The sequence below is a fragment of the Streptomyces botrytidirepellens genome (genome assembly GCF_003721215.1).
In the GTDB taxonomy this organism is placed as follows: domain Bacteria; phylum Actinomycetota; class Actinomycetes; order Streptomycetales; family Streptomycetaceae; genus Streptomyces; species Streptomyces himastatinicus.
The window spans coordinates 1-17048 of the sequence record NZ_RIBZ01000832.1 but is presented as its reverse complement, the minus strand read 5'-3'; the positions used below and the strand labels follow the sequence as shown (position 1 = coordinate 17048).

The window sequence follows — 17048 nt, the reverse complement described above, 5'->3', positions numbered from 1 at the left end:
GGGCGGCCGGGGACGCACCCCGGCCGCCCGGCCTCTGCACGGATGGATCGCATCTTCGACTATGCCGGACCAACGCGGTTTGTGCCGTCCCAGCCGGGAGGCAACCATTCACATCAAGGTTCACAACACGATGTGCGCGAGGACCGAAGCGTGTACGGCGTGCCTAGCCCAACACCTCGCACGCGGCTGACCGCGGTCGAGCGGAGCCGGCTGCCGCCGATCGTGTTGTGCCCGACGGATGCTGTCTTCCAGGGCCTTCGTCAGGTCGACAGCGGGCTTGGGACCGGGCGACTCGTCCCAGGGCAGTCCCCGCAGTGTCGCCGTGGCGACCTGGTCAAGGGCTGCCCCGCGCTCGTCGTGCAGCGCGGTGATGTCCACCCCGGCCAGCTGATCGATGAGCGTCCCCCTAGGAAACCCGTTCGACGCCGACCGGCGCCTCGGCGCTCATGGCCTCCAGCGCCTTTTGGCGCCCGGCGCCTCCCTTCATGCGGTGCAGGCTGTATCCACCGGGCTTGTGCGCCTCATCGGCCAGGTGCTTCACGATGCCCTTGCACACCGCCTCCTTCATCTTCGCGCCGAGGCGACCGTCGATGTGGAACCACACCGCGACGTCGGACCTGTTGCCGAATTGGAAGATGCCGATGCCCCGGCCCAGGCTGATGCACTGCGCTCCGAACGACTGGTTGAGGGTCTCGGGCTGCTCCCCCGTCAACCGGCTGAGCACCGTGTCGGCGGCCCGCGCACCCAGCGGCATCGCAGCCTGGCAGCTCATCCGCAGCGGCAGGCCCGACGGCGCCGCCGAGTCCCCGGCCGCGACGATACGCTCGTCATCCACGCTCGTCAGCGTCTCGTCCGTGAGCAGCCGTCCCAGGGCATCGGTGCTCAGCCCACTGCGCGCGGCCAGGTCCGGCACGCCAAAGCCGGCGGTCCAGATGGTCACCGCGCTCGACAGCTCCCGGCCGTCAGCGAGCCGCACCGCATCACGCGTCACCGCCGTCACCTGCGTGTCGGGGCCTTCCACGACCTTCACCCCGAGCACCGCCAGCCGCCCGGCCACCGAACGTCGCCCCCGCCGGTGCAAGTACGGCCCGAGCACCCCACCGCAGACCAGGGTCACGCTGCGGCCCTGCTCCGCCAGCTCGGCGGCGGTCTCGATGCCCGTCGGACCGGCTCCGACCACCGTCACCGCGGCCGATGCGGGCGCGGCATCGAGTACCGGCAGCAACCGCTGCACCTCCTCCAGGCCGGCTATCGGGTAGGCGAACTCGGCCGCCCCGAGCACTCGCGAGTCGGCGCTGCCACTGCCCACCGCGTAGACCAGGTAGTCGTAGCCGACCGCACCACCGCTCGCCAGCTCCACACCGCGCCCGGCCGCGTCGATCCGCGTAACGCTGTCGACCACCAGCCGGACGCCCTCCGCCAGGACTTCCTGGTAGTCGACGACGGCGGCGTCGGTCCCGCCCACCAGCTGGTGCAGGCGGACCCGGTGCACGAAGGTCGGGCGCGGGTTGATCAGCCTCACGGTCACGTCGCCGCGCTGCGTCAGGCGGTTGGCCGCCATGACGCCGGCGTATCCGCCGCCGATCACGACCACATCGGTGTTCTCTGCCATTGTGTCTCCTTCGTTGAAGCGGTTCGGGCACAAGACACCGCGTCATCGATCCCTGTGACAGCATGTGGGGCAGATCACTCCACAGGCGTGGCCGCCTGGACCGACTCCGGTCCTGATCGCTGGGGCGTTGTCGGCACCATCACCTGCTCGGCCGGTGTCGCCGTCGCGAAGCCGGTGACACCAGTGGCTGGCCGAGAACGGAGGCGAGGCCTTGGCGGCGCCCGTCAGCCGGTACCTGGACCGCAGCGTCAGGATCCCCCAGGCCGCCGACGCAGCGCACCAACTCTGTCGTCCGTTCCGGCTCTGACAGTGGGACAACGCGTCACGCAGCCCGGTCGGCTTGCCGTCCCGGGAGAGCATGCGGATCAGGTCGTGGCCGCGGACTCCTGGTGGAGCGTCGCCAGCGGCCGAGACAGCGGGACCTTCTCCTGCGCATCTTCCATCAGCTCGGCGCCCGCCGAGTAATGAACCACGAGCACGACGCCGCCTGCGACGCAGGCCGCCGAGCCCTCGCCGTGGGCAGCGCCGTGGATTCCACCCGGGTTCGCCGCCGCTTCCTGGACCTGGCCCGCGAAGCAGCACCCCACGAAGCCACCCAGCCGTACGCGACCTGCGTGAACGACTCCTCGCCACCAGCGTGGAGGGCCTACGACGATGAAAGACACACGACTGACGAACGCCTCGCTTGTGCCGGTACAACTCCGCGAGCCCGCGCCGCACTGCCCCGGGAGTCCTTGCCCGTCTGCCGGGCAGCGTGGGTGCTGTGCGACCCTGGCGTGCGGCGTGGGCGTCCTGCCGCTGCCCGGCAGCATATCGGCAGGCACTGATTCCGCGGCGCGGACCGCGGGCAGCTCGGGTGGCTGAAGCGAGTGCCGGAGTGCCGGCCCGGCGTGGCCCCGGCGGGGCGGGCTAGCGTGTCCGGGTGATCAGGACATGGATGGAATGGGGCGCCCTCACCGACCGGGAGCGATTCAACGAGTGGTACCGGAAGGAGCGGGACAGGCTCTCGGACATGGCTCGGGACGCTGACTGGAGCGGCCTGTTCGAGGAATTGGGAAAGCATCCGGAGCGGGTCAACCTACCCCGGATCGGGAACCGCAGCGGGTTCGCCCCGCTGCACCAAGCGGCCTGGCACGGCGCGGACTTCGCTGTCGTCTCGCGGCTGCTCGCGCACGGCGCCTGGCGCACGCAGCGCGCCCGAGACGGGCGGCGCGCCGTGGACGTCGCACGGCAGCAGGGGCACACGCATCTGCTGGACCTCCTGGAGCCGGTCGTGGTGCGGCGACTCCCCTCCCCTCCCGAGATGCTGGAACACCGCTTCCACTCGCTGCTATGGGAGAGAGTCGGCCCTTGCTTCGAAGAGACCGAACACCTGCTGCCGCCACTGGCTCCACTGACGGAAGGACCAGCCGTAGAGATCGTCTTCACCGTCTTCGGGCTTATGGGCGGCGTCACCTACCGCTTGGAGGAGAACCATCTGTACGTGCACATCCACTCACGGATGGACGCCGACGACGGGGAGCACTACCGGGTAACACCTGAAGGCTGGTCCAAGATCGCATCCCCGCGCGTACCGCCACCCCCTCCGCCCGCCCCGTAACGCCCCACGAAGGCCGAGTGACCGACGAGTAGCGGGCGGCCGCTCAGCTTCCCCCTACCTGCCCCCGTTACCGGATCGCCCACGCCGCCAACTTCGACCGCAAGCTGACGGTCTTCACCGAGCCGGCACCGTTGGACGATCGAGCGCACAGTCGTGGCTGGGCGGCTGCCGCCGCCTGTGCCGCCGCTACGAACGCAAGGCCGAGCACTTCCTGGCCTTCGCCGCCATCCCGCGCCTTCATCTGCTACCGCCGTTTGGGAGCACCGAGGCCGTAAACCGCTTCTCCCGTCCAGGCGCAGCAGGAGAAACTCGCCAGGGCAGTGTGCAACGCGATTGCCGGTCGTCGTCTTCCGTGCCGTACCGGCGCCGAAGGGAGGAAGGCCCGTGGCAAGTCCCGCGGTCGGGGCGGCTTTGCGCCGCTGTGCCGAATGCGGCGGATACGAGTACAGCGGTGCACCCGCCTGCACCGCGTGCCGCGAGCTGGTGGACGGCATCCTGGAAGACGAATGGTCTGCTTTTCTGCGCCAGTGGGATGCCAGCGGCTCGCAGGAAGCCGCGGCGCTTGCCGAGATGGTGGCGGCCGAACCCGACCGTCACGACTGGCGGGTAGTGGATGCCGCGCTCGACAGGCTGGTCTGCTCCGAATGCGGTGACCGACTCAGCCGCGGTACACTCGGCTGCTCCGCATGCGATCTTGCTCACGGCTTCCGCTATGCCGCAGTCGAGACGGACCGGCCAGGTGTCCCTCAGGGCAACGAGCACGCCATCCGGGTCAACGTCTCGGTCGTGCGTCGGCCACAGGTCACCTCCGAAAACGAAGTCCTTGCCCGCCGCCTGCTCCTACCACACCTCTTGGTAGGTCTCCTGCCGACCATCGAAGAGGCCCAGCGGGTGAGTGCGCTGATCAAGAGAGGCTCCCCGATACGGAAGACCCACCTCATTGAGCAGGCCATCGAGGAAACCCTCGGGCGCCGGCGCGACAGAAGGCACCCTTCCAGATGACCTCTAAGTGGGCGGCCCGGCACGTGGGCCCCGCATGCCCCCAGCTGACCTGCCGTAACGGCCGTCGATGACGGGACCTGCTGTGGGATCCGGTCCCGCGGATCCCACAGCAGGTGTCTTCACCGAAAAGCCTGACCGCAAGCGGGGCCCACGCTTTGCAGCGTTGGGTCACCGGCAACCCAGCTCTACTGAGCCGAGGCGATCGATGGTCGCGGTGACGACATCCCCGGGCCTGACCGGGACGGCGGCGGTGAGTCCGCCGGAGAGCACGATCTGCCCGGCGGCCAGGCCTTCGTCCTCGGCGGCGAGCTGCCGGACGAGCCAGGCGACCGCGGCTGCCGGGTGGCCCAGCGACGCCGCTCCGGAGGCGGTCGCGACCACCTCACCGTTCTTCTCCAGGAGGACGCCCACCAGGCGCAGGTCGACCCCAGGCGTCGTGACCGGCACCCCGACGACGAATCGGCTCGCCGAGGTGTTGTCCGCGACAACGTCGGCCATGGTGAAGCCGTAGTCCACGAATCGGGAGTCGAGGACCTCGATACCGACGGCGACCCCCGACGACGCGGCGACGACATCGGCCGCGGTGATGTGCGGGCCTTTGAGGTCCCGACCCAGAGTGAACACGATCTCCGGCTCGCAGCGAGGCTGGATGAGCGCCGAGGTGTCCAGTGGCTCGCCGAGGTCCACTGCCCCCGTGGCCGGCAGGAAGCCGTAGATCGGGCTGTCCACTCCGACCTGGGCTTGCTTGGCACGTGAGGTGAGGCCGAGCTTCCAGCCGGCGATCTGTCCGGTCGCGGACCGTAGTTCGCGCTGCACCCGATAACCGGTGGGGATGTCGAGTTCGGGGAACTCGTCGGTCAGCTTGGGGATGGCGGTGCGATCCGCAACGGCCTTGCTCAGCCGGGCGGCCAACTCGCTTACGTTCACGCTCATGCGATCCTCACCGTCACCGGGCCCAGCCGGTCGAACTCGGCCCGGAACACGTCGCCCGGGTTCATGGGAAGGGCCGCGTGCAGCGCGCCCGTCAGAATCAGGTGCCCGGGCTCCAGGGCAACCCCGTGCTCGCCCAGGGTGTTCGCCAGCCACGCGACGACGGCGACCGGGTCTCCCAGCGCGGCGGCGCCGGCGCCGGTGTCGACCAATTCGCCGTTGCGGGTCAGCACCATCCCGGCCAGCCGGGGATCCCAGCTGTTCGGACCGTCATCGAGAGGCACGATGCGGCTCGAGGTGGCCATGGCGCCGTTCGACGCCAGGTCGGCGACGGTGTCGGCGAGTTTGATCCGCCAGTCCGCGATCCTGGAGTCGATGATCTCCATCCCGGCCACGGCACCGGCGATGGCGGCCCGGGCCTGGGTGACGGTGACACCCGGGCCCTCGAGCCGGTCGCCCAGAACGAAGACGATCTCGGCCTCGACCTTGGGTGCCACGAACGCGTCGAGCGGGACCGCGTCCCCGTCGCGGTAGAGGGTGGAGGCCAGAACCGGTCCGTAATCGGGAGTGTCGATGCCGAGCGCCTTCTGCATCGGGGCAGCGGTGAGCCCGACTTTGTGCCCCACGACCCGATCACCGTCGGCGAGCAGGAGTTGCACAAGCTCCTGCTGGATGGCGTAGCCGTCGTCCATGCCGAGACCAGGTTCGGCGTCGGTGAACGGCGGGATCGCGGTACGGGTGCGCCGGGCCTCGTAGAGAGCGTGGGCCTTGGCCGTCGTATCGGTCATGTGGTCTGCTCCTCGGCCAGCGCGATGGCGATGTCGATGATCATGTCCTCCTGGCCGCCGACGTAGCCGCGCTCGCCGCAGCGGCGCAAGATGGCGTGCGCGGGGACCTTGTACCGCTCGGCTGCGCGCTCGGCGTGCAGCAGGAAGCTTGAGTAGACCCCTGCCCAGCCCTGCACGATCGCGTTTCGGTCCATCTTCGGCCACCGGCTCAGGTACGGCCGGACGACCTCTTCCGCAGCGTCGAGCAGCAGCCCGGCGTCGAGCCCGGTCGCGACGCCGAGCCGGTCGAACACCGCCCCGAGCACCTCGGTGGGGGAGTTTCCCGCGCCGGCGCCGAGCGCGCACAGTGAGCCGTCGATGTAGCGGACGCCGGCCTGGTGCGCGATCACGGAGTTCGCGACGCCCAACCCCATGTTCTGGTGACCGTGGTAACCGACCCAGGCCTCGTCACCGACCTCGGCGACCAGGGCCTCGAAGCGAGCGCGTGCGTCGTCCATGAGCAGAGCGCCGGCGGAGTCGGTGACGTACGGTGCCTGGCAGCCGGCGTCGACCATGATCCGGGCCTGCTTCGCCAGGTTCTCCGGGCCGGTCTTGTGAGCCATCATCAGGAACCCGGCAGTCTCCATGCCCAGCTCCCGGGCCACGGCGAAATGCTGCGGCGAGACGTCGGCCTCGGTGCAGTGGGTGGCCACGCGGACCATCTCGGCGCCGGCGTCGTGGGCACGTTTGAGGTCGTCGACCGTGCCGATACCGGGAACCAGCAGGACGGCGATCTTCGCCCGGCGGGCCTCCTCGCGGGCGGCGTTGATCAGGCTCATCTCGTCGGTGCCGGAGAAACCGTAGGCGAATGAGGAACCGCCGACGCCGTCGCCGTGGCTGACCTCGATCCACTCCATCCCGGCGGCGTCCAGCGCGCGGACCGTGTCGCGGACTTGGGTTTCGGTGAAGCGGTGCGCCACGGCGTGGCTGCCGTCGCGCAAGGTGGTGTCGATGATGCGGACGTCGTCGCGCAGCACGGGGCGGGTCATACGGAGACCTCCAGCTTGGCGCGGGCCATCAGCTCGCCGATCCGGGCAGCCGCGGCGGTCATGATGTCGAGGTTCCCGGCGAAGGGCGGCAGGTAGTCGCCGTTGCCCTTCACCTCGAGGAACACCGCGACCCGGGCGTGCCCACCCCAGGCCTCGGTCGGCTCGTCGAACTGGGGCTCGGCACGCAGCGTGTAGCCGGGCACGTATTCCTGGACCGCGGCGACCATCTCGTGGACCGAGGCGGTGATCGCTGCTCGGTCGGCTTCGTCGCCGATCATGCAGAACACGGTGTCGCGCATGATCATCGGCGGCTCGACCGGGTTGAGGATGATGATCGCCTTGCCACGGGTCGCGCCACCGACTTCGGCCACGGCCTGCCCGGTGGTGTGCGTGAACTCGTCAATGTTCGCCCGGGTGCCCGCACCCGCCGAGCGGGACGCGATGGATGCGACGATCTCCGCATAGGGCACCGGTGTGATCCGGGAGACGGCGTGCACGATCGGGATGGTGGCCTGGCCGCCGCAGGTGATCATCGAGATGTTGGGCGACGCGATGTGGTCGGCGCCGTTGACGGCCGGCGAGACCATGGGCCCCAGGTGCGCCGGGGTGAGGTCGACAGCCTGGATGCCCGCTTCCGCGTAGCGCGGGGCGCTGGCGGCGTGGGCCTTGGCCGAGGTCGCCTCGAACACGATCTGCGGGAGCGGGTCCTGTCGGAGCAGCCAGTCCACCCCCTCCGCGCTGGCCTCGATGCCACGGGCGCGGGCGCGGGCCAGACCGTCGGACTCGACGATGCCCACGACATACCGGACGTCGATCACCTGGCTGTGGGCGAGCTTCGCCAGCAGGTCGGTGCCTATGTTCCCGGGGCCGACTATGGCCGCCGGGATCTTCTGCTGCCCCATGGTGGGACCGTCACATCCTCTCGATCGGGTTGGGAGAGAGCGCCCCGCTCAGCGGAGCGCGGGAAACTTCAGGGGCGACGAGTTCGCGCAGGTGGGCGTACATCCGCGAGGGATCCGGCTCCAGGCCGGTGAACAGCCGGAAGGCATCGGCGGCCTGGTGGGCGTTCATCCGGCCGCCGTCGAGGAAGACCGCGCCCGCCTCGGCGGCGGCCGCGAGCAGAGCGGTGTGGAGCGGCCGGAACACGATCTCGGCGACCCAGAGGTCGGGCCGCAGGCAGTTGCCGGGCACTGCCTGGCCGGGGTGATCAGCCATCCCGACCGGGGTTGCGTGCACGACCCCGTGGGCGTTCGCGAGCAGCGTCGGGAGCTCGGTGAGTCTGCCACCGCGGACCCGGTACGGGTCGAGGTCGGCGGCGAGGCGAGCCGCCCGGTCCGGGTCGGTGTCGACGACGTCGAGTCGCTCAGTACCCAGGTCGAGCAGCGCGTAGGCTGCCGCGGCGCCCGCCCCGCCCGCGCCGACGAGGACGACCCGGTCCAGCGGGGCGCCCGCGAGCCCGTCGACGAGGCCGCGCCGGAAGCCGGTCCAGTCGGTGTTGTGGCCCGCGAAGCCGTCCTCACTGATGACCACGGTGTTCACCGCGCCGATCGCTGCCGCGTCAGGGGACAGGGTGTCCAGGTGCGCGAGGACCAGCTGTTTGCAGGGATGGGTGATGTTGAGGCCCCGGTAGCCGGCATCCCTGGCTCGCAGCAGCAGGTCGCCGACATCGTCCGGAGAGGCCCCCAGGGCGTGGAGGTCCCACAGGTCGTAGCGCAGCTCAAGGCCGAGCACCGTAGCCTCCCGCTCGTGCATCGCAGGGGACAGCGAGAACCCGATCCCGCTTCCGATCAGGCCCGTCAGCAGAGTCGTCACGATTCCCCCTTGGGGTCGGCCGAGGCGAGCACGGGCTCGATCACTCGGATCGTGGCGACCGCGGAACGCGGGGTGACCGGCACCGTCACCGCGTCCAGTCCGGACGCCAGGACGCTCTCCAGGTCCGGGGCGTGGCGCGGAATTGCGAACCATGCGCCGAAGGCCGCTGCACGGTCGGGCTCGATGTCGTCGACGCCCACCAGGTCGACACCGGGGATCGCCTGAAGCGCGGCGGCGTGGTTGACGGAGATCCCGGTTCCGATGATGCCGGTCCGCAGCGCGCTCATAGGGCTTCCCTCCGTACGAGGGCACGGTCCAGCGCCTCGACCCCGTAGACGTAGCCCTGGATCCCGGCTCCGACGAAGACTGCCTCGGCGATGTCGGAGACGTAGGAGTGGTGCCGGAACTCCTCGCGCTTGTGCACGTTGGTGATGTGCACCTCGGCGATGAGCAGTTCGGAGGCGAGCAGCGCGTCACGCAACGCCACGGACGTGTGGGTGAACGCACCCGGGTTGATCACGACGCCGTCCGTACCCCCGCGCGCCTCGTGGAGCCGGTCGACAAGCGCGCCCTCCCAATTGCTTTGCAAGAAGTCGGCTGTGTATCCGAGCGTCTCTGCGCGCTGCGCGGTGATCCGCTCGACGTCGGCGAGGGTGTCGGCACCGTAGAGGGCGGGCTCACGGGTCCCGAGCATGTTCAGGTTCGGGCCGTTCAGGATCAGCAGGCGGCCGTGCCGCATGGAGGCTCCTCACAAGGTGGTGGTCACGCGGGCTGCGGGGGCCGCTGCGGTCGTCCGCGAGGTGCGTCCCAGGTGTTTCAACGGCACGTGGGCGGTCTCGCGGCCTGCGAAGGCCGCCGCCGCGGCAAGCACGCAGAGCACGGCGAGCAGGATCGCGAGCGGAACCCAGCCGAACGCACCCGTGCCGATCATGAGCGCGGCGATGGTGGGCAGGAAGCCCTGGGGCACGTTTGCGAACTGGGTCGAGACCGCCAAGCCGGTGTAGCGGACCCGGGCATCGAACATCTCCCCGTACAGCGACGGCCAGACGCCGTTCGGCGCGGCGTAGCACACCGAGCCCAGCAGGACCGAGGCGAGCACGACGAGTGACCAGTTCGAGGTCGTGATGGCCCAGAAGTAGACGAACACCGACGCGGCGCAGCCCAGGGCGCCCACGGCGAACACCGGGCGGCGGCCGATCTTGTCCGACAGCTTGGCCCACAACGGGATCGTCACGACTTGGCCGATGTTGGAGATCACGATCGTCCACAGCATCGAGGAGCGCGAGATGTTCCACTGCTCCACCGCGTACCCCAGGCCGAACACGGTCACAGTGGTGGAGATCGTGGCGTAGAGGTGGCAGACGACGATCCGAAGGAACGAGCCCCAGTAGTGGCGAATGAAGACCATCAGCGGGAACTTGACGATCTCCTGGCTCTCCTTCATCTCCTCGAAGGCGGGCGGCTCCTCCAGCGTGCGACGCACGATCATCGCGACGATCAGCACCACCGCGCTGGCCCAGAACGGCACCCGCCAGCCCCAGGAATAGAGGGCCTCGGTCGGCAGGGCCGCGACCGGGATGAACGCCAGTGTCGCCACGACCAGCCCGGCCTGGGTCCCGGAGAGAGTGAAGCTGGTGAAGTAGCCGCGCCTGTCCTCGGGAGAATGCTCGAGGGTCATCGAGCTCGCGCCGCTCTGCTCGCCTGCGGCAGAGAACCCCTGCGCCACGCGGCACAGCACCAACAGGATCGGTGCCCAGACGCCGATGACGGAGTAGCTGGGAAGACAGCCGATCAGGAAGGTCGAACCGCCCATGGTGGCCAGCGTGAAGATCAGGACGCGCTTGCGGCCGATGCGGTCGCCGAAGTGGCCGAGGAAGAACGAGCCGATCGGCCGGGCGATGTAGGCGACCGCGAAGGTCGCCAGCGCGGCCAGCGTGCCGGTGGCCGCGCCGGCGTCAGGGAAGAACACATGACTGAAGACCAGCGCCGACGCCGATCCGTAAATGAAGAAGTCGTAATACTCGACCATGCTGCCCAGGAACGACGCGAGCGCGGCCTTCCGGGGCGTTTGGCCCGTTGTCTTCGTATGGGACACGAGACACTTCCTTGTGTCAGGTTCGAGCTGGATTTTGTGACGGATTCACGCCGGGGCGACCGGAGGGCCGCGGATCAGCCGTTGAGAACGGCGGTGGCCGAGGCGAAGGCCTGCCGGGCGGCCTCGTCGACCGGCAGGGCGCGGAACCACGGATCGTTGACCTCGACTGACCAGGGGCCGGTGTAGCCGAGGTTGCGGAGCTCCGCGACCAGCGCACGGACGGGGAGCTCACCCCTGCCCGGCAGTAACCGGGTCGAACGGGCCTTGTGCAGCATGTCCGGGTCGTCCGGGCGGACCCGGGGACCGTCGTTGAGCTGGACGCCGGCGACTTCCCGGGCGTCGATGTCGTGGAGCACGGCGGCGTCGGCACCGGTGGCGAACCAGTGCCAGATGTCGATCATCACCCCCGCGTTCGGCGCCCCGCTGCGCCGGACCACGTCGAGTGCCGCGGGATAGTCGCACAGGGCGCCCCAGGCGAATGCCTCCACCGCCAGGGTGACGCCCAGGGGGGCCAACCGGGCAGCCAGCTCGGCGAGGCGGTCGGCCGCGCGTCCGGGATCGGCCGGTCCGGCGGCGAACTCGCCGGAGGTGACCCGGAGCGGCCCCCAGGCGCGCGCAGCCTCAGCGAGCGTGATCTCGGCGTCCGACGGCGCCGCAACCGACTCGGCGAGCGCCCACCCACCAAGGAACTCGGCCTCGGTGACGGCGAGCCCGGTATCGGCGGCCACGGTGCGCACGGCACCGACCCCGCCGTGCGCCGCGAGGTCGGCGAACTGCACACCGATTCCGGTGAATCCCGCCCTCGCGGCAGCGGCGGCCCGCGCGGCGAAAGGAGTGCGCGCGGGATCGGTGAACCCGGCCCCGTGCAGCGTCACGTAGCTCGCGGTCATCCCGGTCACGCGGGCGCCCCTCCGAACGGCGGGGTCGCGTGGGTGTGGAACGACTCCGGCACGCCCAGGCCCCACGCGGTGCCGCGGCCTTTCGACTCGGTGTCCCAAGTGACGGTCTCGAAGTCCGGCGCGAAGATGTGGATCCCTCCGGTGAACACCTCGACGCGGTTGCCGCCGGGCTCGTACACGTAGAGGAAGAAACCTTGAGTGCGCGAGTGCTTGGCGGGACCGAACTCGATGAACACGTCGTTCTCGAGGAAGACGTCGGCCGCGCGGATCACATCCGAGGTCTCGGGCACGGCGTAGGCCAGGTGGTGCAGCCGTCCGGTGGTGGGGGCGGGTTCTTTCGTGAGCGCGAGGTCGTGGGCCTTCGTCATGACCGACAGCCAAGCGCCGACCTCGTCGCCTCCGGCGGGGGCGAGCCGCTCACGCAGCTTGAACCCGAGGGCCTCCTGCTGGAAGCGGCTCGCCTCGGCGACGTTCGGCACCAGCAGGTTGATGTGGTCGATGCGCGCAGCAGCGGCGCCCTTGGGGGCGAAGCGCTGCGGCTGGTTCGGAAGGGCCGGCGCCTCGCCGGGCGGCGGCACGTACTTCTCGGTCTCGAAGTACACCTCCTGGATATGCCCGCCGACGCCGGTGTAGCGGTAGGCCTTGCCGTGGCCGAAGTCGCCGTCATGCCAGGTGCCCTCGACGCCGTGCTTCTCCAGCGCGGCGACGCGTCGCTCGAGGGCCTGCGGGCTGGTCGTCCGCCACGCCACGTGGCCCAGACCGGCCTCGGGGGCGCCCGTCAGAGTGAGTGAGGTCAGGATGTCGTCGTTCCAGGCACGCAGGTGCGCCCGACCGGGGTCCTCGCCGACGAGGGTCAGCCCGTAGACCTCGGTGAAGAACGCGACGGACTCCTCGAGCCGGGGCGTGAGCAGCTCGGCGTGGCCGAGCTGGGCGATGTCGTAGATCGGCTCCGGGCGGCTGCTCATCGCACCGTGCCTTCCTCAGCGATGGCCTTGGCTTCCAGCTCGGCGACGCCCTCCAGGATGGACGGCGCGTGATTGGCGATCGAGACCCCACCGAAGAGGTAGGCGAGGTTGATCGCAGCCTGCAGCTCTTCCCAGCTCGCCCCGGCCCGCCGGGCCGCATGTCCGTGGATCTTCGCCGCGTCCCGCAGCTGCACCGCCAGCACGGCGAACAGGATCAGCTGGACGGTCTTCTGATCCAGCACATCGGTGTAGGTGACGAGGTTGCGGACCTTCTCCTGCGCGAGCAGCAGCTCTGGGTTCGTCCGGCCCAGGCTGTCGAAACGGGCCTGGATACGCGGTGGCACGAAGCCCGCCATCTCGCGGTAAGTCTGCAGGTAATGGTCGATCTCGTGCTGCTGCTCCGTGGTGGGGACCGCGCCCTCGGCGTCCGGTGTACTGCCAGTCATGGGTGACCTTCCCGTTTCGGTGGCAAGGGTCACAGTCGTGGCTGCGGCAGGTGTGGCGAAAGCCTGCGTTCCCGTTGAACGGGAACGCAGAGCGGAAAAGTCAGGGATGGGAGCGAATCTGCTGGTCACGTAGCGAGCGGGAAATAGAGATGGCGGCGGTGCGTACGGCGGGCGCCAGCCGTTCCGGGCGTCCACCAGTGGTGTGCAGGACGACATCGAGTGCCGCGACAACCGCTCCCGAGGCGTCTCGAATGGGCGCGGCGACCGACAGTGACCCCAGTGTGAGCTCCTCGTAGGCGAAGGCGACGCCCGTGCCGCGTACGTCGTCGAGGACCCGGACGAGCCGGCCGGGTTCGACGATGGTGTGCCGGGTGAAGCGCGCCAGTGGTGCCGCCAGCACATTGGCCTGCACCTCTTTGGGCGCATGAGCCAGCAGCACCTTGCCGACCCCGGTGGCGTGCAGCGGCAGGCGCCCGCCGCGGCGCGACTTCACCAGCAGCGCACCGGCCCCGGAGATCTTCTCTATGTAAAGCGCCTGACTGTCCTGACAGACGGCGAGATGAACGTTCTCCTTGGTCCCCTCGAACAGGTCCTGCATGACCGAGAGGGCTACGTCGCGCAGCGACTCGCCACGAGGGGCGAGCGATCCGAGCTCCCACATGCGTAGCCCGACCCGGTAGCCGGCACCGTCACAGCGCTCCAGTCCGCCCCACGCGACGAGCTCGGTGGCCAGCCGGTGCGCCGTCGACAAGGGCAGCCCGGTGCGGGCGCTGAGCTCGTTGAGGGTGAGCTCAGGGGAGTCAGGGCCGAAGGCGTCGAAAAGCGCGACGACCTTGCTCGTTACTGAGCGCCCCGGAATCTCGGCCATGGTCCCTCCGTTCACCGCTTGAACCCGGGCATCTCCAGAAACGCCGTTCACTGGACAGACCCGCGTCACCCGCAGCTCTCGCCATAGGTGGGTGTTCCAGCTGCGAGCAGCCGGCGGGTCCATTGGAATGCTGCGGTGATGCTGGTGTCCAGAGTCTCGCTCAAGACTGGGTTGGGCAGGGATGCGGCCGGCGCAAGCATGACGAATTCCCGCAGCGGTACGCGGGGCCCGGTCTTCCCCGGCAAGAAGTGCCTCGACTGGCCCTCGAAGACCCGGCGGGCAAGGGCGTCGAGGCCGTCCGCCCCATCCGCGACGAGATCCACAAGCACATCGAATCCCTGATCGCCGAGATCGACGCGAAGGCCGGAGGGCTGAGCGCCATGCCCGGCAGCAACGACGCACGTGAGGCCAAGGCACCGACGATTTCGCTTGGTGACATATAGGGCATGCGTATGGCTTTGCGCATTCAGTGGGCGGTTCGTGAGTCTTTGATGGGATCTTCTGTCGCCTGATGGTGTGGCGGCGGGGCGGAATCCGCCGGTCCGCGGGTGTTGATCTGGTGATGTGATCGGGTGAGTGAACGCAAGCCGTATCCGAGTGACCTATCGGACGAGCAGTGGTCGTTGATCGAACCGGTGATCACCGCATGGAAGGACCGGCACCGCTCGGTCAGCGGCCACCAAGGCGCCTACGACATGCGGGAGATCGTGAACGCGATCCTCTACCAGGGGCGGACCGGCTGCCAGTGGGCCTATCTCCCGCACGACCTGCCACCCAAGAGCGCGACCTACTACTACTTCGCCGCCTGGCGGGACGACGGAACCGACCAGGCCATCCATGAACTCCTGCGCTGCCAGGTCCGTGAACGCGCCCGCCGATTAGAGGACCCGGCCCTGGTGGTCCTGGACACCCAGAGTGTCCATGTGGCCGCCGGGTCCCTACCGCCACGAGTGGCCACGATCCGGCCAAGCGGGTGCCCTACTGGGCGATGACCCACGTCATGACCCGACGCCTCACCGGCGCGAACGCCCCCCACCTGGCGCACGGCGCAGGCGGTGGCAGCGTGAACATCCGGCCCCTGCTCGATGCCCTGGACCTCCAGGAAGACGCCGCCCGGGCCCTGGCCGACGACCTCCACGCACAGATCGACCGCCTGAAGACCCGGTTGCGGGAGGCCGAGATGCACCTGGAGCACCTCACGATCACCCGCAAGACCGTCACCGGCCTCGCCGACCGGCTTTCGACCGTCGCGCCGGACCTGCCCGAGCACCCGGACTACCCCCGCATCCTCGCCGCCTTCAACCACGCGACCGGGCCGCTACGGGCCAAGGACGCCTGCGAAGCCCTCGGCCACGAACTGCTGCCGAAGAACGTCGAAAGGCACCCGCGCCACGCTGAAACGCCTGGTCAAACTCGGGATCCTCACCGAGGCCGACACCGGCAACTTCGCCAGGAACCAATAGCCGACACAACCTCCACCAGCGGCCTTACTCCGCCTTAGCCAGAAACGGACATCACCTTACGAACCGCCCACTAAGGCACTCCGTCTGGCCGTGGCGGGAATGGGTGCCGCAGCCCGTCCCCGCACGCCGTTGGGCTTCCTCAGGCCGCGGCGGGATCCCCCGCTCGGCACCCCAGCCGCGCGGCCTCGCGCACCCCGTCGCTCAGCCCCTTCTCCGGCTTTCGCCCACAGGCGACGGCGCCCACCTCGAGCGACTGCCAGGTCACCACGTGGCCCGATGCGGCCCTGCCCCGGCCCGTGCAGCGGTACCGGAAATCGGCCTCGACCAAAGTGGCGGCGCGGGCGGGGACATAGCGATCGGACGCCTCCGCCTCGTGCAGGCCATAGCTCGAGCGGTCATTGGCGGTGGTCCTGGCCGACGACCCGTTGACATCGCCGGCCAGCTCGTCGGCGGGCAGCTTGAGATGCCGGGCAAGGGAGTGGATCACCCGCCGCTGCGAGAGCTTGCCCCCTGTTGTCCGGACGGACTTGGTGTAACGGGCGACCTCTCGGACATCTTTGGTGCTGACCTTCTGCCCCTTGTCGTAGTGGCGTGTCCGACCCAGGTCGGTCAGGACCGACTGCCGGGAGACGTTGAACCATTCGTAGCTGCCCTTGTCGCACGCAGGGCCGACGGCCTTCTCACCATCTCCCCCGGAACAGCCCCCCACCCCCGTAACGATCACCACGGTCGCCACGGCGGCGCTCCACCTGCGCTTCATTCGCTCATCCCCGTTGTGTGTACCGCGCCACCGCGGCCCGATCATGCTCGTCAGATCATGATCCACAATGGGCCAGGAGCGGACAAGGGCGGGCGGAGACCTCGCTTCCGGAAGCCGAAGTCTTGGGAGCGGGTGGCATAGGCTCCCTTTCTGGTGGGACGTCCGTGTGCTTTCGGCGATCGACCGAACCTGAAAAGCCGTCACGCCATCGCAATGGAACAAAAAACCGCCTCGGCCTGGAGCGGCAAGCGGCGCGAGCACGGCCGCGTACCGAAGGCGCACGGTCGCCGTCGATTCCCACCGCGTCCGCTCACACACCACCTACCTCGCCGCAACCTCCACCGTCACCGGCAGGCCGAACACCACCCCTGGGCGGTGCCGGAGAACTGCGCCTCGTCAAACCGAGCAGTGCCGGAGAACTGCGCCCTGTCGAACCAGGCGGTACCGGAGAATCGCGCCTGGCACATGGTGTGGCCGGGAACGTGGATACCGCGGCAGCCGACAAGGTCGGTGGCCGGGCCGACGCCATGCCCGCAGTACGGCCAGGACGGCGGTGGGGGTGTGCCGGGTTCCGCAGCCTGTCGACCCCCACCCGCGTGGCGACCTTCAGGTCGTAGACGCCGCCGGTGGCGCTCCGGCGGACCGAGCGACGGCCGACCTTCAGCCGGTCGACCGGCTGCCGGGGCGCGGCCGCGCCGGGCGCGGGCCTCCCAATCGTCGAGGAAGAGTGACCGGAATCTGATTGCCGCGTGCGGGGCGCGGCAGTCGCAGGCTGGTGTG

Annotated in this window: 17 protein-coding genes and 3 pseudogenes; 6 read left to right on the top strand and 14 right to left on the bottom strand. The window is 69.5% G+C overall.

The genetic code is table 11. From position 1 onward, the window contains the following. Positions 1-406: 406 nt before the first annotated feature. Positions 407-1612, bottom strand: a complete 1206-nt coding sequence (locus tag EEJ42_RS43210) for an NAD(P)/FAD-dependent oxidoreductase (protein ID WP_123107602.1) — start codon at positions 1610-1612, stop codon at positions 407-409. 1012 nt (positions 1613-2624) lie between these two features. Here EEJ42_RS43210 and EEJ42_RS43200 point away from each other — a divergent pair. From EEJ42_RS43200 to EEJ42_RS43190, 3 genes and pseudogenes are all read left to right on the top strand, one after another. After that, positions 2625-3212: an ankyrin repeat domain-containing protein gene (locus EEJ42_RS43200; RefSeq protein ID WP_246097744.1), complete on the top strand. Its 588-nt coding sequence runs from the start codon at positions 2625-2627 to the stop codon at positions 3210-3212. A gap of 123 nt (positions 3213-3335) precedes the next feature. Then, a pseudogene (locus EEJ42_RS52070) lies at positions 3336-3487 on the top strand (IS5/IS1182 family transposase); the annotation flags it as partial. Positions 3488-3596: 109 nt separating this feature from the next. Next, entirely contained in the window at positions 3597-4214 is a 618-nt protein-coding gene (locus EEJ42_RS43190) for a hypothetical protein (RefSeq protein WP_123107599.1), read from the top strand. 168 nt (positions 4215-4382) lie between these two features. Here EEJ42_RS43190 and EEJ42_RS43185 read toward each other — a convergent pair whose 3' ends face one another. The 12 genes from EEJ42_RS43185 to EEJ42_RS43135 form a co-directional block, all read right to left on the bottom strand. After that, a complete protein-coding gene (locus EEJ42_RS43185) occupies positions 4383-5147 on the bottom strand; it encodes a 2-keto-4-pentenoate hydratase (RefSeq protein WP_123107598.1) in 765 nt (254 codons plus the stop codon). Further along, positions 5144-5932, bottom strand: coding sequence for a 2-keto-4-pentenoate hydratase (locus tag EEJ42_RS43180; protein WP_123107597.1), 789 nt, complete (start codon positions 5930-5932; stop codon positions 5144-5146). The genes EEJ42_RS43185 and EEJ42_RS43180 overlap by 4 nt, the downstream gene beginning before the upstream one ends. Next, positions 5929-6960, bottom strand: a complete 1032-nt coding sequence (dmpG, locus tag EEJ42_RS43175; RefSeq protein ID WP_123107596.1) for a 4-hydroxy-2-oxovalerate aldolase — start codon at positions 6958-6960, stop codon at positions 5929-5931. The genes EEJ42_RS43180 and dmpG overlap by 4 nt, the downstream gene beginning before the upstream one ends. Continuing rightward, positions 6957-7862: an acetaldehyde dehydrogenase (acetylating) gene (locus tag EEJ42_RS43170; protein ID WP_123107595.1), complete on the bottom strand. Its 906-nt coding sequence runs from the start codon at positions 7860-7862 to the stop codon at positions 6957-6959. The genes dmpG and EEJ42_RS43170 overlap by 4 nt, the downstream gene beginning before the upstream one ends. A gap of 10 nt (positions 7863-7872) precedes the next feature. Then, entirely contained in the window at positions 7873-8772 is a 900-nt protein-coding gene (locus EEJ42_RS43165) for a shikimate dehydrogenase (protein WP_221179489.1), read from the bottom strand. After that, a complete protein-coding gene (locus tag EEJ42_RS50480) occupies positions 8769-9059 on the bottom strand; it encodes a Gfo/Idh/MocA family oxidoreductase (protein ID WP_148082217.1) in 291 nt (96 codons plus the stop codon). The genes EEJ42_RS43165 and EEJ42_RS50480 overlap by 4 nt, the downstream gene beginning before the upstream one ends. Continuing rightward, on the bottom strand, positions 9056-9511 hold the full coding sequence (gene aroQ, locus EEJ42_RS43160; RefSeq protein ID WP_123107594.1) for a type II 3-dehydroquinate dehydratase: 456 nt from the start codon (positions 9509-9511) through the stop codon (positions 9056-9058). Before aroQ ends, EEJ42_RS50480 begins: the two co-directional genes overlap by 4 nt. A 9-nt stretch (positions 9512-9520) precedes the next feature. After that, complete coding sequence (locus tag EEJ42_RS43155) at positions 9521-10867, bottom strand: MFS transporter (protein WP_123107593.1); 1347 nt, start codon at positions 10865-10867, stop codon at positions 9521-9523. A gap of 74 nt (positions 10868-10941) precedes the next feature. Then, the gene (locus EEJ42_RS43150) at positions 10942-11757 is read right to left on the bottom strand and encodes a sugar phosphate isomerase/epimerase family protein (RefSeq protein WP_246097746.1); all 816 of its coding nucleotides are present in this window, start codon (positions 11755-11757) and stop codon (positions 10942-10944) included. 5 nt (positions 11758-11762) lie between these two features. Next, positions 11763-12731 carry a VOC family protein gene (locus tag EEJ42_RS43145; protein ID WP_123107591.1) on the bottom strand — a complete coding sequence of 323 codons (969 nt, stop codon included), beginning with the start codon at positions 12729-12731 and terminating at the stop codon, positions 11763-11765. Continuing rightward, the gene (locus EEJ42_RS43140; protein ID WP_050800077.1) at positions 12728-13177 is read right to left on the bottom strand and encodes a carboxymuconolactone decarboxylase family protein; all 450 of its coding nucleotides are present in this window, start codon (positions 13175-13177) and stop codon (positions 12728-12730) included. Before EEJ42_RS43140 ends, EEJ42_RS43145 begins: the two co-directional genes overlap by 4 nt. A gap of 100 nt (positions 13178-13277) precedes the next feature. Next, entirely contained in the window at positions 13278-14045 is a 768-nt protein-coding gene (locus EEJ42_RS43135; RefSeq protein WP_123107590.1) for an IclR family transcriptional regulator, read from the bottom strand. A 216-nt stretch (positions 14046-14261) separates the two neighbouring features. On the opposite strand from EEJ42_RS43135, the pseudogene EEJ42_RS43130 reads away from it, so the two are divergent. The 3 genes and pseudogenes from EEJ42_RS43130 to EEJ42_RS43120 form a co-directional block, all read left to right on the top strand. Beyond that, a pseudogene (locus EEJ42_RS43130) lies at positions 14262-14407 on the top strand (phosphotyrosine protein phosphatase); the annotation flags it as partial. 210 nt (positions 14408-14617) lie between these two features. Next, positions 14618-15024: pseudogene (locus EEJ42_RS43125) on the top strand (transposase); the annotation flags it as partial. 21 nt (positions 15025-15045) lie between these two features. Continuing rightward, entirely contained in the window at positions 15046-15546 is a 501-nt protein-coding gene (locus tag EEJ42_RS43120) for a hypothetical protein (RefSeq protein WP_246097748.1), read from the top strand. 101 nt (positions 15547-15647) lie between these two features. On the opposite strand, the gene EEJ42_RS43115 is transcribed toward EEJ42_RS43120, so the two are convergent. Then, positions 15648-16244, bottom strand: a complete 597-nt coding sequence (locus tag EEJ42_RS43115) for a hypothetical protein (protein WP_148082216.1) — start codon at positions 16242-16244, stop codon at positions 15648-15650. Positions 16245-17048 lie beyond the last annotated feature (804 nt).

Coding starts and splice junctions, on each gene's coding strand:
- aroQ (WP_123107594.1), bottom strand. CDS start 9,511: ATGCGGCACGGCCGCCTGCTGATCCTGAACGGCCCGAACCTGAACATG.
- EEJ42_RS43135 (WP_123107590.1), bottom strand. CDS start 14,045: ATGGCCGAGATTCCGGGGCGCTCAGTAACGAGCAAGGTCGTCGCGCTT.
- EEJ42_RS43140 (WP_050800077.1), bottom strand. CDS start 13,177: ATGACTGGCAGTACACCGGACGCCGAGGGCGCGGTCCCCACCACGGAG.
- EEJ42_RS43180 (WP_123107597.1), bottom strand. CDS start 5,932: ATGACCGATACGACGGCCAAGGCCCACGCTCTCTACGAGGCCCGGCGC.
- EEJ42_RS43150 (WP_246097746.1), bottom strand. CDS start 11,757: ATGACCGCGAGCTACGTGACGCTGCACGGGGCCGGGTTCACCGATCCC.
- EEJ42_RS43120 (WP_246097748.1), top strand. CDS start 15,046: ATGACCCGACGCCTCACCGGCGCGAACGCCCCCCACCTGGCGCACGGC.
- dmpG (WP_123107596.1), bottom strand. CDS start 6,960: ATGACCCGCCCCGTGCTGCGCGACGACGTCCGCATCATCGACACCACC.
- EEJ42_RS43145 (WP_123107591.1), bottom strand. CDS start 12,731: ATGAGCAGCCGCCCGGAGCCGATCTACGACATCGCCCAGCTCGGCCAC.
- EEJ42_RS43200 (WP_246097744.1), top strand. CDS start 2,625: ATGGCTCGGGACGCTGACTGGAGCGGCCTGTTCGAGGAATTGGGAAAG.
- EEJ42_RS43185 (WP_123107598.1), bottom strand. CDS start 5,147: ATGAGCGTGAACGTAAGCGAGTTGGCCGCCCGGCTGAGCAAGGCCGTT.
- EEJ42_RS43170 (WP_123107595.1), bottom strand. CDS start 7,862: ATGGGGCAGCAGAAGATCCCGGCGGCCATAGTCGGCCCCGGGAACATA.
- EEJ42_RS50480 (WP_148082217.1), bottom strand. CDS start 9,059: ATGAGCGCGCTGCGGACCGGCATCATCGGAACCGGGATCTCCGTCAAC.
- EEJ42_RS43210 (WP_123107602.1), bottom strand. CDS start 1,612: ATGGCAGAGAACACCGATGTGGTCGTGATCGGCGGCGGATACGCCGGC.